Raw genomic sequence first — 15,080 nt, 5'->3', positions numbered from 1 at the left:
TAGACTAGGATTTGTAACATTTGCAATCAATTTTATAAAAACAGAAGATTTAATAAAACGATTTAGTATTAAATTAATACCTTAGACTTTCGATATTATCAAACTGTTATTTTAAACATGAAACACATTATTTTTTATTGCCTAATTTTCTTTTCTATTGGAGTAAATGCTCAGCAAAATTTGGTTAAATATGTTAAACCCTTAATCGGTACCGAAAAAATGGGACACACTTACCCTGGTGCTACCGTTCCTTTTGGTGCTGTTCAATTAAGTCCAGAAACAGATACCATTCCTTATGAAATGAATGGAAAGTACAATGGTGATGTGTATAAATACTGTGCTGGATACAAATATGAAGACAAAACCATCGTAGGTTTTAGCCATACACACTTTAGTGGTACTGGTCACTCTGATTTAGGAGATTTTTTAATCATGCCAACACAAGGCAAGCTACAAATGAATCCTGGTACAGCTAGCAATACTAAATCTGGTTATCGTTCTGCTTATTCTCATGCAAACGAAACAGCAGAAGCTGGATACTATAAAGTAAAATTAGATGATGACAACATCACTGCAGAAATGACGGCGACAAGTAGAGTTGGTATGCATCAATATACATTTCCAAAATCAGACCAAAGCCATATCATTTTAGATTTAATGGCTGGAATTTACAATTATGATGAGAAAACCGTTTGGACTTACGTTCGTGTAGTAAATGACACATTGGTAACTGGTTACCGTCAGACTTATGGCTGGGCTCGTACACGTACAGTTTATTTTGCAATGAGCTTTTCTAAACCATTTAAAAGCTACGGACAGAAAAATTATGATGCTCGTCAAGCCTATCGTGGCTTTTGGGGCAAGTTTGACCAAAGCAAAAACTTCCCAGAAATAGCTGGTAGAAAAGTGAGAATGTACTTTGATTTTGACACCAACGAAGGTGAAAAAATTAAAATCAAGTTTGCTTTATCCCCAGTTAGTCAAGAGAATGCATTAGAAAATATGCGTGCTGAGATTACTGGGTTTGACTTTGATAAAGTAAAAGCGCAAGCACAAGCAACATGGAATAAAGAGCTTAATAAAATAAACATTGCAGCTGCTGAAGATGATAAAATTAACTTTTATACAGCAATGTACCACGCCTTTATCAATCCAACTACTTATACAGATGTAAATGGCCAGTATAAAGGTTTAGACCAAGGTATTCATACCGCTAATGGCTTTACAAATTACACAACTTTTTCTTTATGGGATACTTATAGGGCTTTACACCCGTTTTTTAATATTATCCAACCTGCTCGTAATAATGATATGGTTAAATCTATGTTGGCACATTACGACCAAAATTCTTTAAAAATGTTGCCAATTTGGTCGCATTATGCAAATGATAATTGGTGCATGAGTGGTTACCATAGTGTTTCTGTTGTGGCCGATGCGATTATCAAAGGTGTTTATAATGGTGATGCCAATAAAGCCTTAGATGCATGTATCGCAACTGCAAAAAAGCGTAATTATGAAGGTATTGGTTATTACATGGATTTGGGTTATATCCCTGCAGAGCGAAGTGGAATATCTGTTTCTAACACCTTAGAATATGCCTATGATGATTGGGCAATTGCTCAAATAGCTAAAAAGTTAAATAGGGTGGATGTGTATAATGAATTTATCAAACGTTCTGGAAACTGGAAAAACAATTATGACGCTTCGATAGGCTTCATGCGTCCGAAAATGGCTGATGGAACATTTAAGCAAAAGTTTGATAGTAAAGATACCGAAGGACAAGGTTTTATTGAAGGTAATAGCTGGAACTACAGCTTCTTCGTTCCCCAAGACCCTGCTGGTTTAATTGAAGCTATGGGAGGTAAAAAGAAATTTGCAACGAGATTAGATACCTTATTTACAATGCACTTGCCTGATGAATTTTTTGCGCACACAGAAGATATTACTCGAGAAGGAATAATTGGCGGTTACGTTCATGGGAATGAGCCTGCTCATCACATTGCTTATTTATATAATTGGACCGACCAAGCTTATAAAACACAAGCACAGGTTCGTCACATCTTAAAAATGCAATACAAACCAACACCAGATGGATTGGGAGGAAATGATGATTGCGGACAAATGAGTGCTTGGTTTATGTTTTCATCGTTAGGTTTTTATCCTGTTTCGCCAGGTGGCGATGAATATGCATTAGGTTCTCCAGCAGTAAATAATGCCAGTTTAAATTTAGAAAATGGAAAAACATTTACTGTAGAAGCCATCAACCAAAGTGATAAAAATGTATATGTACAAAAGGTTATATTGAACGGAAAAGAGTTAACTAGACCATTTATTAAACATAGTGATATCACATCTGGTGGAAAATTGACATTTTATATGTCGGCGAAACCAAAGAAATCATAGAATTTTATATTTTTAAATAAGAAAAAGATAAAAAGCCATCAATAATTGATGGCTTTTTAGTTAATAATTTAATTTTTAATTAAAAATCATATCTTTTTACGATTATTATCTATTAATTTTTGATTATATGAACTAAATGTTTGTATTTTAATCAACATTATGGAGAATATAGAATATTTTAAGCAGTACAAAACCATAAATGGTGTTTTTGATGAGATGAAAGTTGATGATAATGTCAGGAAACATTATGATTCTTTCATGTCTGCCTTTCAAAATATCAATTCATCTGAAATGGCACTAAAAGATGAGCTCGCAAAAAAGCTTTTCTTAACTCAAGGTATCACATTTACTGTTTACAGTAGCGGAGAAGGGATAGAAAAGATTTTTCCTTTTGACATTTATCCAAGAATCATTCAAGCTGCAGAGTGGGATTTAATTGAAAGAGGTATCAAGCAACGCTTAAAGGCACTTAATATCTTTTTAAAAGATGTTTATCATCAACAGTTTATCATTAAAGACGGAATAATTCCTGCAGCTTTAATTTATTCTAGCCCATGTTATTTGCGTGAAATGATGAATGTTGATGTTCCATTTGACATTTACACACATATCAGCGGCATCGATTTAATACGCGACCATGATGGGTCTTATTATGTGCTTGAGGATAATTTAAGAACACCTTCTGGCGTAAGTTATATGCTTGAGAATAGGAATATCAGCTATCGTTTATTTCCTAATTTAATTCCTGAAAACAAGGTAAGGCCAGTAAGTGATTATCCTGATTTGTTAATGAAAAACTTATTGGGTTTGGGTAATAGAAATACAAGTCGTCCAACAGTTGTGCTTTTAACACCTGGCATTTATAATTCAGCGTATTTTGAGCATACAACATTAGCTCGTTTAATGGGTATAGAATTGGTAGAAGGAAGAGATTTAGTGGTAGATAATCATAAAGTATATATGCGAACCACGAAAGGTTTAAAAAAGGTTGATGTAATCTATCGTAGGGTAGATGACGAATTTTTAGACCCACTAATCTTCCGTCCAGATAGTATGTTAGGTGTTCCTGGAATTTACCACGCTTACCGTAAAGGAAACGTAGCCATCGTAAATGCAATGGGGAATGGTGTGGCCGATGATAAGGCGATTTATGCTTACGTGCCAGATATGATTAAGTATTATTTGAATGAAGAACCAATTCTTAAAAATGTTCCAACATATAGGATGGAAAATGTAGATGAACGTGAATACACCTTAAAAAACTTAAATAACATGGTTGTTAAACGCACCAATGAAAGTGGTGGCTATGGGATGTTAATTGGCAATATTGCAACAGAGCAAGAGCTGAAAGAGTTTAGTGAAGAGATTGTAAAGTCGCCAAGACAATTCATTGCACAACCTATCATTAGCCTTTCATCAGCACCATGCTACATAGATGGTAAATTGCAACCGAGAAGAATAGATTTAAGACCTTTCGCCTTAAGTGGGCCAGATGGAATTGAAATCGTTCCAGGCGGATTAACCCGTGTTGCGTTAAAAGAGGGCTCTATAGTGGTTAATTCTTCACAGGGTGGAGGAAGTAAAGATACCTGGGTAGTAGACTAAGTAGTTAGCAGTTTAAAATTAGCAGTTTACAGCAATAAAAACATAACAAAAACAATTTAAAATCCCCTTTAGGGGTTGGGGGTAACAAAAATGCTGAGTAGAGTAGCAGATAACATATTTTGGATGAGCCGTTACATGGAGCGTACCAATGTGCAATTGAGAATTTTAAGAACTTATTATATTGCATCACAAGATGGAGTGCCTTTTGTAAAATGGGATGATGTATTCAGGTACTATAATCACGGTAAAGCGCCTGAGAAAACCATGAATGCCAATGAAGTATTACAATTTATCCTCTTTGATAAAGAAAACGATAGTTCGGTTGTTAATAACATTTTTAGGGCAAGGGAAAATGCTCGTAGCGCACAGGACCACATTACGAAAGAACTTTGGCAATGCCTCAACGATTATTATCATTTAATTAGGGATGCTGGTTTGCAAAAACAAGTATTTTCAGGCGACCCAGTAACCATACTCGATCAGTTAATTAAGCAATGTATGTTGTATTATGGTGTTGTTGATGTCTCTATGTTTAGGAGCGAGGGTTTTAACTACCTAAATATTGGAAAATTTATTGAGCGTTTGTTGCAAAGTATAACTGCATTAAAAATGCAAATAACTCGTACAGATGGATTAGGAACAGATGGTTTATCTATAGTAAGCTGGCGATATTTTTTAGTATCTATATCTGGTTACGAATATTATTTGAAAGCAAATTCTGGATCTGTAAAGCCAGACCTAATTTTCAAACAAGCATTATATGAGATGCATTTCCCACATTCAATTGCTTATGGTTTAAACCAGTTAAACAGATACGCACAGCGATTAAAACAAGATAGCAAAGAAGAGAGCTTTGAAAAAATAGAGTTTGCAATAGGTAAAACAGCTGCAATATTAAAATATAATAGCTCTGGCTTAGGTGTTGATGCTCAACTATCTCTGTTGGAGCTTGTAGAAGAAAATGTAATAAACGTGGTACAATCATTTAACCGATATTATTTCGGTATTACAAGTTGAGTAATTATTTTCGCCGCACACACAAAAAAAACTTGAAACAATGCCAATTTATCACGTAAAACATACCACTAGGTACACTTATCCGTCCCCTGTAATAGATAGCGCTAATCAGATTATATTAAGTCCTCCTTCAGATGATTATCAAGAAATCATTAACCATGAAATAAAAATAAAACCGCTAGCTGTTATAGATGGTTACGAGGATTTTTTCGGAAACAAGGTTGGTGTTTTCACAATTGTAGAACCACATACAGACTTAGTCATTACTGTCGACGCAGAAGTAGAAACCAGACCAGTTCCAGTACCTTCTGACTTTTGGTCTCCTAAAAGCCAATGGGAAACAATTGATAAGCTAAGTTTAGATGTTGAGTTTCTTGATTTCGTAAAATCTGGCATTTATAAAGCATTGCCAATTATCAGAAGTGAAATTTCAAATATTGCTAATAGAGAAAAAACAGTTTTACAAAGCGTTCAAGGCCTTTCTTCTTATGTATATGATCAAATTACCTATCAACAAGGGGTAACAGATGTGGAGACTGATATAGATAGGATTTGGGAATTAAAAGCTGGTGTTTGTCAAGATTTTGCTCACTTATTGCTAGAAATGTTGCGCATTTCTGGAATTCCAGCTAGGTATGTAAGTGGTTATATTTGTCCATTTGGTAACGAATTAAGAGGTATTGGTGCTACTCATGCTTGGGTAGAAGCGTATATTCCCGATTATGGTTGGTTAGGCATTGATCCTACAAATAACTGTCTAGTAAGTGATAGACATATCCGCATTGCATTTGGGCGTAATTTTAATGATTGTACACCTGTAAAAGGCACTTATAAAGGTTCATCAGCCCATACCCTAACTGTTTCAGTTGTTATTACAAATGAAAAAATTAAGGCCGAAGAAGAATCTTCTATTTTACAAGATGCGGCCTACGTACAACAAGTGGCAGAACCATTCGCTACTTCAAATTCTTATCAAAGATTTATAGAAATGCAACAACAACAACAACAACAACAATAAAATTTAACCCCGTAGCATATTAAAATATCCTACGGGGCTTTTTATTATTGTATTTTGTTTACCACTACATTATCAAAATAAATGTAACTTGTTTGACTAGAACCCCAAACAGCAACATCTTTTCCACCTCTAAAATTATGGAAAGATAACCTCTTGATTAACCTTTTGCTATCATTGGTTGTCCATCTTATAGATTGATCTAACACAGTATTGTTATCAATTTTAACTTGTACCCATCCGTTTTTAGTTGAGCCAGTATTACTTTTTACATACATGTGCACTCTGTATGTTTGTCCTTTGTTTATGCTTCCAGAAGTAGGATAGGTTTTTCCAAAAGTATCACCACAAGGTCCAGCCATATCTCTGTGGTAAACATAAGGTTGGAAGTAAACACGACCAGCATCATTTTGATACCACATTAATCGTAAACTTCCTCCATTACCATCTGTAGCAATGTCACATCCAGTATTTTCATCGCCAATCAAGAAGCCAAATCCAACTTTACCACCTCGGCTCCAGTCAAATTGGCTGTGGAAACGAACATCATAAGTTAGTTCATAAGCAGAGCCATCAGATAGGTCAAACCCAGCAATTAAGCCATTTGATACTGAATTAGGGGCAAGTGTTGCACGAGCTTGATTTCCAGAAATATAAGCTCTAGATTCATTCCATCCAGAAATAGTTGCTCCACCGAAATCTCCGCTAGCTTCTTCATAAGAATAAGATCCATCAGCATGATTAAATCCTGTGTTAATGTTACTTGGATAAGCTAATGCAGCAGCAACTGCACTTGTTGGCTCAACGTTTACTTTTTGATTTTCATTTGAGGTAGATTGAGTGTCAATCTTTTCTTTGTTACAACTAGAGTTAATTACTAATAGTGAAATTGACGCTAACAGCATTAGCTTGTTTGAAAAGAAATTCTTTTTCATGAGATTTTTGGTTTTAGGTTTAATATTTGGTTGAATTTTAGACGATAAGAATTGCTTTGTTGTGGTATTAAAGCAAATGGACGGAGAGAAAAGCCTATAGATAGACTCAAGCATTTACGAAAGAATACACTTATTTCGATGTTGTTCATACAGTAAGAAAGTTTTGCCGGTTAAACAAAATATTTGGTTTTCAAATATAGAGGTAATGGATTGATAATTACAAGTAAAATTTTATTTAAGTAATTGATATACAATAGGTTATGATATATTTTGAAACACTTAATTCACAAGAGCTAAAATCATAAACCATTGATTTTCAGTTGTCTATTTTTAAGTCGTAAAAAAACTTGATACGTTTAAACCGCAATGAAAAAAAAAATTTTTTAATGCTAAATACAATCAATAAATTAATTGAAATTGATCAATGTCGAAAACTTTTAAACCTTAGCTACACAAAATTTTCAGATATTTAACGCTCCAAAATAGAAGAAGCGAAGAATGAAGATTGTAATTGCCGAGAAACCATCAGTTGGGCGTGAACTAGCCAAAGTATTTGGTGCAACAACAAGGAAGGATGGTTATATCGAAGGAAAAGGATATTCATTTACTTGGGCATTTGGGCATTTATTGCAATTAGCTCCGCCGCAGGAATACGGATTTATAGGCTGGAGAAGACAACATTTGCCTATGTTGCCAGCAAAGTTCAAACTTTCTATCCGTAAGGTTAAAACAAAAGATGGCTTTGTAGAAGATCCTGGTGTTCGCAAACAATTAGATATTATTAAGAAACTGTTTGATGAAGCAACAGAAATTATCGTAGCAACGGATGCTGGACGTGAGGGTGAACTAATTTTCAGGTACATTTATTATTTCCTTAAATGTAAAAAACCTTTTAAACGGTTATGGATTTCTTCTCAAACTGATGAAGCCATTAAAGATGGATTTAGGAACTTAAAACCTGGTACAGATTACGATACATTATTTAATTCAGCTCATTGCCGTTCAGAATCTGATTGGTTAGTTGGTATGAATGCTACACAAGCATTAAGTATTTCTGCTGGCTCTAAAAGTGTATTGTCGTTAGGAAGGGTACAAACCCCAACTTTAGCCATGATTTGTGCGAGATATATAGAAAGCAAGAATTTTGTTCCTCAAACTTTTTATCAAATTGCCATTCAATTAGATAAAGACGGACAGCTATTTAAAGCTATTTCTATTGCCAATTTTAAAACACAACCAGAAGCACAAGAAGTTTTTGACAAAGTTCAAGATGTAGCTACAGGTTTTCCAAACGGTGGAAATATTATTGCAGTTGAAGCAAAACCAAGAAAAGAACCGCCGCCATTGTTGCATGACTTAAGTTCTTTGCAACAAGAAGCCAATAAGAAAAATGGCTTTACGGCAGATCAAACCCTTAATTTATTGCAGAATTTATACGAGAGTAAATTAGTTTCTTATCCTCGTACCGGAAGTAGATATATTGGAGATGATGTTTTTGCTAATGTACCAAAACTCATTTCTACCTTAACCGATCATCCAACATTTGCCAATCAGGCTAACTTTTTACAAACAGCTACGCTTAATAAACGAAGCGTGAACGCTAAAAAAGTAACAGATCACCATGCTATTTTGCCAACCGGCGAAAAACCTTATAACTTAAGCAAGGACCACCAAGCCATTTTTGATATGGTTGCAGGCAGAATGTTGGAGGCTTTTCATCAAGAATGTCTAAAGGAAATTACTAAAATCACCATAGAATCTGGTTCTATATTTATCGCCAACGGAACCGTAATCCGCTCTGCGGGATGGCGTTCTGTATTTAATGAAACCGAAGACGAGAAAAAGGATGAAGAAAACCCAGCTTTGCCAAAAGTAAAAGTTGGAGAACTGTTGCCAATCGTTAATAAAGCCTTATTAGAGAAACAAACTAAGCCAAAACCTTTATATAATGAAGCATCGTTATTAAAAGCCTTAGAAACATCTGGTAAAGAAATTGAAGACGAAGAGTTACGTTATGCAATGAAAGACAGTGGTTTGGGAACACCAGCTACTAGAGCAGCCATTATTGAGACGTTACTGACAAGGGAATACATTACCCGTGATAAAAGAAATTTAATTCCAACGAACAAAGGTTTAGCTGTTTATGAAGTGGTTAAGGATAAAAAAATTGCGCAAGCAGAATTAACTGGTCAATGGGAAAAACGTTTAGAGGAGATTCGTTCTGGGGCATCAGTAACCGATTTTAAGGCAGAAATTGCAGATTACACTAAAACCATTACCCAAGAACTTTTATTAGCAGGTGCAGGGTTATCTGCGCAATTGGCAAATGATGTAGCTGTTGTTTAAAATAAAATTTCATAAAATTCTATGTGTTAATGTTTTATATTTAAATAGTTGATTATTTTTATAAAAATTAACGTTTAGGATTATAAATTATGAAAAAAAATTATTTATTCTATCTGATTATTCTACTCTCTTTTTTTGGTTGTAAACGAGATAATAAAAGTTTTAAGGTTTGCGATGGAAGATCTATTGACGAATTAACTTGGTTCCAAAAGATAAAAGATGGAACGGCCGACTGCAAATTTTACGAAGGAACAACAGTAAAATTGTACCAATATAAAGGAGAGACGGTTTTCTATGTTTGGAATGGTGCATCATCATTAGGCGTATGTAACCGCTTAGTTTATACTTGCACTGGAAACATAATTTCTAGCACTTGGACAGATAATGACTGGGTTGCTTTTAACGCTTTTATGGAGGCAAATGCTGGTCAACTGCTCTATACCAAACCTAAGTCGTAACAATAAGCTTTATTAATTTTCTTAGAATTGCAATTACAAAATTCGATTTCATTATATTTAACCAAATGAATCGTAAATATTTTTTATCGCTTATTCCAGCATCTCTTTTAATTAGTCCATTAAAAAGTATAGCAAATGAAGCATCCATAACGACACCCAAAAAAGTTAAAATTCCATCGTATTTAGTATCTGGAGATACCATTGGAATAACTTGTCCGGCCGGATACATCACTCAAGCTGAAATAGAACCATCAGTTATTCAAATGAAAAGTTGGGGCTTTAACGTTGTTATTGGAAAAACGGTAGGGGCTAAGGATTTTACATTTGGCGGAACCGATGAAGAACGTTTAACAGATTTGCAACAAATGTTGGATGAACCAACTATAAAGGCTATCATGTGCGCTCGTGGTGGTTATGGAGCGGTTAGGATAATTGATCAATTAGATTTCAGTAAATTCAAATCATCCCCTAAATGGATCATTGGCTTTAGTGATATAACCATACTCCATTGCCATATTAACACTAATGTGCATATAGCTAGTATACACTCTAAAATGTGCAATAGCTTTCCTTCAGACTGGTCTTTAGCAGAACCGATACAAATTGAAACCATTAATTCCATTCAGCAGGCATTGAAGGGAGAAAAGTTGAGATACGGTACAACTTACAACACAAGCAATAGGATGGGTATTGCAACTGGTGAATTAATTGGAGGTAATCTTCGTTGCATTGAAAACCTAGCTGGAAGTAAATCTGAAATACAAACAGATGGAAAAATACTTTTTGTAGAAGATACAGGCGAATATTTATATAGCATCGACAGAATGTTTTATAACCTAAAACGAAGCGGAAAATTAGATAAGCTCAAAGGTTTAATTATTGGAGGGTTTAAGGTAAAACCTGATGATTCTGGCTCAGAGTTTGGCAAAACATTAATAGATATCGTTTTAGAAAAGGTTAAAGGTTTTGATTATCCTGTTTGTTTTGATTTCCCAGTGGGCCACCAAAGAGCCAACTTTGCTTTAAAATGTGGCATTAAACATAAGTTAGAGGTTTGGGAAAGTGGAACTGTATTAGCGGAAATTTAATCTTACCCCTCCGTCAAAAGAATAATCTCTACTGCGAATCATTTAAAGATGCTGCATAATTAAGATGACAAAAAAAACCGGAATTAATATCGCAAACACGCAGATTTAACTTTGATATGTTTGTCTTCTTTTTGATTCTAGTAGGAACAACCCCTTCATAAGAACTACTGCCTTTGTAAAATAAACCTTTCCCGATAGCTATCGGGAGAAACGGCACGAGCCTAAGGCACGCGGGTGAGTAAAGTGGAAAGAAGGACTGAGTTTGCCAAGTGCCACTAACCTTGTTTTTCAAATAATTTTTGACATTCTTATAAATAGATTCCTCCAAAGTCGGAATGACAAACACATAGAATCCTTCTAAATTGCCAAAACCTAATGAAAGGAATTTTGTTATTCCGATATTAGAGAAATAACCATTCCTTATTTATTATGGCTGAAATTGATAACAACCAATCTGGTGATACACGCCGTGATTTTTTGAAAAAATCTACGCTTATTACTGCCCTTTCCTTAACACCATTAACGGTTTTAAAAGCAGCAGATAACAAAGTAGATGAACAATTCGCAGAGCTTTTTGAGAAAATCCCCTTGAATTTGAAAGTAAATAACAAAGCGTTTGTTTTAAAGGTAGAACCTCGGGTTACGCTTTTGGATTTATTGAGGGAGCAATTACACTTAACAGGAACAAAAAAAGGCTGTGACCATGGGCAATGCGGCGCTTGCACCGTTCATGTTGATGGTGTACGCATAAACTCTTGTTTGAGTTTGGCTGTGATGAATGAAGGGAAAAGTATTACGACCATTGAGGGTTTAGCTAATGGCGATGTACTACACCCAATGCAGGCTGCTTTTATTAAACATGATGGTTTTCAATGTGGTTATTGTACACCCGGACAAATCATGAGCGCTGTGGCTTGTGTTCGCGAAGGCCATGCTAATTCTAAGGAAGAAATTAGAGAATACATGAGTGGAAATATTTGTCGCTGTGGTGCTTACCCGAACATAGTTGATGCGATACAAGAAGTTAAAGAGAAGGGGACTGCCGTATGATAAATTTCCAATACTTAAGAACTACTGTTGTTAAAACGGCTTTAGGCTTAGTGAGTAAAGACCCAAAAGCAGCATTTATTGCTGGTGGTACAAACTTGGTTGATTTAATGAAAAGAGGGGTAACTGCTCCAGAAAAGCTGATTGATATTAATCACCTGCCTCTAAAACAAATTGAGTTAAAAAATAACGTTTTACATATTGGTGCATTGGTTTCTAATTCGGCATTGGCTGAAAATGGTATTGTAAAAGAGAAATTTCCTTTATTAATGTTGGCTTTGCAATCTGGCGCATCTGCACAATTAAGAAATGTAGCAACTGTTGGCGGTAATATGATGCAACGTACACGTTGTGGCTATTTTTACGATACCACTATGCCTTGCAATAAACGCGAACCAGGAACAGGTTGTGGCGCAATTGGAGGTTATAACAGAATGCATGCGATATTCGGCACATCTGAATCTTGTATTGCTGTTCATCCGAGCGATATGTGTGTTGGTTTAGCCACATTAGATGCACAAGTAGTGATTGTAGGCGCCAAAGGTGAAAGAAAAATAAACTTTATAGATTTTCATCGTTTAGCAGGTACAACGCCAGAAAAAGATAACAATTTACAAAAAGGCGAATTGATTGTAAGGCTAGAAATTCCAGTAAATAACTTAAATAAAAACATTCATTATTTAAAAGTAAGAGACCGTTCTTCATATGCATTTGCATTGATTTCTGTTGCAGCTGCATTAGAAATTAAAGATGGCTTGATAGCAAATGTTCGTTTGGCAATGGGTGGTGTTGCACACAAACCTTGGCGATTGACAACTGCTGAATCATTTTTAAAAGGGAAAATAGCAACTACAGCAAATTTTGAGGAAGCTGCAAAATTAGCCATGAAAGATGCTAAAGGTTTTGGAGAAAATGATTTCAAACTAAAGCTTGCCCCAAACTCAATTATTGAAGCGTTAACTATTGCCAAATCGAAAGCGTAATGGGAAATTTATTTTTTAAAGATGAAAACGACCGTGTAGACGGTATTGATAAGGTAACTGGAAAGGCTAAATATTTTGCAGAGTATCAATTACCTGGATTAACCTATGGTGTATTGGTAACAAGCACTATAACCAAAGGAAAGATAACGGCAATAGATAGCAAAGCAGCTGCTGCCGCTCCAGGAGTTTTGGGTGTATTATCTCACTTAAACAAACCCTCTGTTGCAGGATATGAAGCAGAAGGTGGCCCAAAAATGAAGATATTTTATACTGATCAAGTATTATTTAATGGTCAGCCAATTGCCTTAGTTGTGGCTGATACTTTTGAAAGAGCTACTTATGCAGCATCTTTGGTTAAGGTAACTTATGAAAAAGCTGCTTTTAATACGGATTTTGAAAAGAGCATTAAAGATGCAGCGGTTAAAAAACTACAAGGTGCCGCCCCTTATGTTAGGGGTGTAGAAAATGCTTATAAAACTGCTGAAGTACAAGTTGAGCAAACTTATATAATGCCAGTTGAAACGCATAATCCGATGGAATTGCATGGGATCATTGCAGATTGGCGACCAAACGACCAAGTTACTGTTTATGCAAAAACACAAGGCGTAAAGGCTACCCAAAATACTATTGCTGGAGCCTTTAAAATTCCGGCAGAAAGTGTTCAGGTTAATTCTGAGTTTGTAGGTGGTGGTTTTGGAATGGCTTTAAGAACATGGCCGTTAGAAATTGCTACAGTTATGGCATCTAGACATCTTAAAAAACCTGTTAAGTTGGTTATTACCCGCGACCAGATGTTTACAATGGTTGGGAATAGACCTGCAGCACACCAGAAGATTGGTTTAGGGGCAACAAAAGATGGTAAGATTACAGGAATCACTCATACTGCTTTCGGGCAAAGCTCTACCTACGAAAACTTTACAGAAGGTGTGGTGAACATGAGTAAGTTTATGTACAGTTCTGAAAATGTGAATACTAATTATTATATCGTTCCGCTAGATATGAGCGTGCCTATTTGGATGCGTGGACCTGGAGAAGCTACTGGAGCATTTGCATTGGAAAGTGCGATAGACGAAATGGCTCATGCCTTAGACATGGACCCATTAGATTTCAGGATTAAAAATGACCCTGAAAAAGACCCAGCTCAAAACAGACCATTTTCTAGTAAATATATCAAAGAAGCTTATAGATTGGGTGCCGCAAAAATTGGCTGGGACAAAAGAAAAAATAAACCAGGAAGTATCGTAGAAGGTTCTTGGAATATAGGTTACGGCGTTAGTATAGGTGTTTTTAATGCTGGCAGAGGTAGAGCAAGTGTAAAAGGTATCTTAAAAACGGATGGAACTTTGGTTTTACAAAGTGCAACAAGTGATATTGGTCCAGGTACTGGAACAGGAATGGGATTAATAGCCAGTAAGCTAATGAATATCCCAACTGATAAAATAACTTTTGAGTTGGGTGATTCTTCTTTACCACCAGCGCCAAGTCAGGGTGGTTCTGCTACGCTTTCTACAGTTGGTTCTGCCGTTAATGATGTTTGTGTAGCTTTAAAAGCTACTATTGCAGAATTAGCTGCAAATTCTAATATGGATGCCACGTCAAACTTTGTTGATGTATTGAAGAAAAACAACTTACCGATGATTGAAAAAACCATTCAATCGTCTCAGAATAATCCGGATGCAAAGAATTATTCGATGTACTCTTTTTCTATCCACTTTGTGCAGGTTAAAGTACATCAATTAACTGGGGTGGTAAAAGTGAGTAAGATTGTTTCTGTTGGTGACAGTGGAAAGATTGTTAGTCCGAAAACTGCTCGTAGTCAAATGGTTGGGGGTGCAGTAGGCGGAATTGGAATGGCTTTAACGGAAGAAGCTATTTTAGATAATCGTTATGGCAGATATGTAAATAACAACTTTGCAGATTACCACGTCCCTGTACATGCAGATGTACCTGAAGTGGATGTAATTTTTATTGATAAACCAGACCCAATTGTGAATCCGATGGGAGCGAAGGGAATGGGAGAGATTGCAATAATTGGCTTTGCTGGCGCTGTTGCCAATGCTGTATTTAATGCAACGGGTAAAAGGATTAGAAGTTTACCTATTACACCAGATAAGGTTTTGCAAGCTTAAAATGTTTAACCACATAGGCACATAGAAGGTAATAGATTATGACAGGTATGTGTC

11 protein-coding genes are annotated in these 15,080 nt (G+C 35.7%); 10 read left to right on the top strand and 1 reads right to left on the bottom strand.

The annotated features are described in order from the left end of the window. The first annotated feature begins 117 nt into the window (after window positions 1-117). The 4 genes from R2Q59_RS06335 (at window position 118) to R2Q59_RS06320 (ending at window position 6,043) form a co-directional block, all read left to right on the top strand. Window positions 118-2,403 carry a GH92 family glycosyl hydrolase gene (locus R2Q59_RS06335; protein WP_316784499.1) on the top strand — a complete coding sequence of 762 codons (2,286 nt, stop codon included), beginning with the start codon at window positions 118-120 and terminating at the stop codon, window positions 2,401-2,403. Between the two features lie 159 nt (window positions 2,404-2,562). Beyond that, window positions 2,563-4,008: a circularly permuted type 2 ATP-grasp protein gene (locus R2Q59_RS06330; protein WP_316784498.1), complete on the top strand. Its 1,446-nt coding sequence runs from the start codon at window positions 2,563-2,565 to the stop codon at window positions 4,006-4,008. Window positions 4,009-4,098: 90 nt separating this feature from the next. Continuing rightward, window positions 4,099-5,025, top strand: a complete 927-nt coding sequence (locus R2Q59_RS06325) for an alpha-E domain-containing protein (RefSeq protein WP_316767022.1) — start codon at window positions 4,099-4,101, stop codon at window positions 5,023-5,025. A 40-nt stretch (window positions 5,026-5,065) separates the two neighbouring features. Then, complete coding sequence (locus tag R2Q59_RS06320; protein WP_316784496.1) at window positions 5,066-6,043, top strand: transglutaminase family protein; 978 nt, start codon at window positions 5,066-5,068, stop codon at window positions 6,041-6,043. 44 nt (window positions 6,044-6,087) lie between these two features. Here the strand turns inward: R2Q59_RS06320 and R2Q59_RS06315 are convergent, their stop codons facing one another. Continuing rightward, window positions 6,088-6,975 (bottom strand): polysaccharide lyase, encoded by an 888-nt coding sequence (locus R2Q59_RS06315; protein ID WP_316767018.1) that lies wholly within the window; start codon window positions 6,973-6,975, stop codon window positions 6,088-6,090. Between the two features lie 498 nt (window positions 6,976-7,473). Between R2Q59_RS06315 and R2Q59_RS06310 the strand changes: the two genes are divergently transcribed. The 6 genes from R2Q59_RS06310 to R2Q59_RS06285 all read left to right on the top strand — a co-directional run bounded on the left by R2Q59_RS06310 (window position 7,474) and on the right by R2Q59_RS06285 (window position 15,026). Next, window positions 7,474-9,321 carry a DNA topoisomerase gene (locus R2Q59_RS06310; RefSeq protein ID WP_316784494.1) on the top strand — a complete coding sequence of 616 codons (1,848 nt, stop codon included), beginning with the start codon at window positions 7,474-7,476 and terminating at the stop codon, window positions 9,319-9,321. An 89-nt stretch (window positions 9,322-9,410) separates the two neighbouring features. Then, window positions 9,411-9,779: a hypothetical protein gene (locus tag R2Q59_RS06305; RefSeq protein WP_316767014.1), complete on the top strand. Its 369-nt coding sequence runs from the start codon at window positions 9,411-9,413 to the stop codon at window positions 9,777-9,779. A gap of 65 nt (window positions 9,780-9,844) precedes the next feature. Further along, the gene (locus R2Q59_RS06300; protein ID WP_316784492.1) at window positions 9,845-10,867 is read left to right on the top strand and encodes an LD-carboxypeptidase; all 1,023 of its coding nucleotides are present in this window, start codon (window positions 9,845-9,847) and stop codon (window positions 10,865-10,867) included. A 429-nt stretch (window positions 10,868-11,296) separates the two neighbouring features. After that, window positions 11,297-11,917, top strand: a complete 621-nt coding sequence (locus tag R2Q59_RS06295) for a (2Fe-2S)-binding protein (RefSeq protein WP_316784490.1) — start codon at window positions 11,297-11,299, stop codon at window positions 11,915-11,917. Continuing rightward, window positions 11,914-12,897: a xanthine dehydrogenase family protein subunit M gene (locus R2Q59_RS06290; RefSeq protein WP_316784487.1), complete on the top strand. Its 984-nt coding sequence runs from the start codon at window positions 11,914-11,916 to the stop codon at window positions 12,895-12,897. Before R2Q59_RS06295 ends, R2Q59_RS06290 begins: the two co-directional genes overlap by 4 nt. Next, window positions 12,897-15,026 carry a xanthine dehydrogenase family protein molybdopterin-binding subunit gene (locus R2Q59_RS06285; protein ID WP_316784485.1) on the top strand — a complete coding sequence of 710 codons (2,130 nt, stop codon included), beginning with the start codon at window positions 12,897-12,899 and terminating at the stop codon, window positions 15,024-15,026. Before R2Q59_RS06290 ends, R2Q59_RS06285 begins: the two co-directional genes overlap by 1 nt. Window positions 15,027-15,080 lie beyond the last annotated feature (54 nt).

The organism is Pedobacter frigiditerrae (assembly GCF_032678705.1).
Taxonomy (GTDB): Bacteria; Bacteroidota; Bacteroidia; order Sphingobacteriales; family Sphingobacteriaceae; genus Pedobacter; species Pedobacter frigiditerrae_A.
The sequence above is the reverse complement of the archived record's forward strand: the minus strand, read 5'-3'. Positions and strand labels throughout refer to the sequence as shown.

Bases quoted from the DNA above. Each gene is read 5' to 3' on its own strand.
- R2Q59_RS06335 (WP_316784499.1), top strand. From the start codon at position 118: ATGAAACACATTATTTTTTATTGCCTAATTTTCTTTTCTATTGGAGTA.
- R2Q59_RS06330 (WP_316784498.1), top strand. From the start codon at position 2,563: ATGGAGAATATAGAATATTTTAAGCAGTACAAAACCATAAATGGTGTT.
- R2Q59_RS06325 (WP_316767022.1), top strand. From the start codon at position 4,099: ATGCTGAGTAGAGTAGCAGATAACATATTTTGGATGAGCCGTTACATG.
- R2Q59_RS06320 (WP_316784496.1), top strand. From the start codon at position 5,066: ATGCCAATTTATCACGTAAAACATACCACTAGGTACACTTATCCGTCC.
- R2Q59_RS06315 (WP_316767018.1), bottom strand. From the start codon at position 6,975: ATGAAAAAGAATTTCTTTTCAAACAAGCTAATGCTGTTAGCGTCAATT.
- R2Q59_RS06310 (WP_316784494.1), top strand. From the start codon at position 7,474: ATGAAGATTGTAATTGCCGAGAAACCATCAGTTGGGCGTGAACTAGCC.
- R2Q59_RS06305 (WP_316767014.1), top strand. From the start codon at position 9,411: ATGAAAAAAAATTATTTATTCTATCTGATTATTCTACTCTCTTTTTTT.
- R2Q59_RS06300 (WP_316784492.1), top strand. From the start codon at position 9,845: ATGAATCGTAAATATTTTTTATCGCTTATTCCAGCATCTCTTTTAATT.
- R2Q59_RS06295 (WP_316784490.1), top strand. From the start codon at position 11,297: ATGGCTGAAATTGATAACAACCAATCTGGTGATACACGCCGTGATTTT.
- R2Q59_RS06290 (WP_316784487.1), top strand. From the start codon at position 11,914: ATGATAAATTTCCAATACTTAAGAACTACTGTTGTTAAAACGGCTTTA.
- R2Q59_RS06285 (WP_316784485.1), top strand. From the start codon at position 12,897: ATGGGAAATTTATTTTTTAAAGATGAAAACGACCGTGTAGACGGTATT.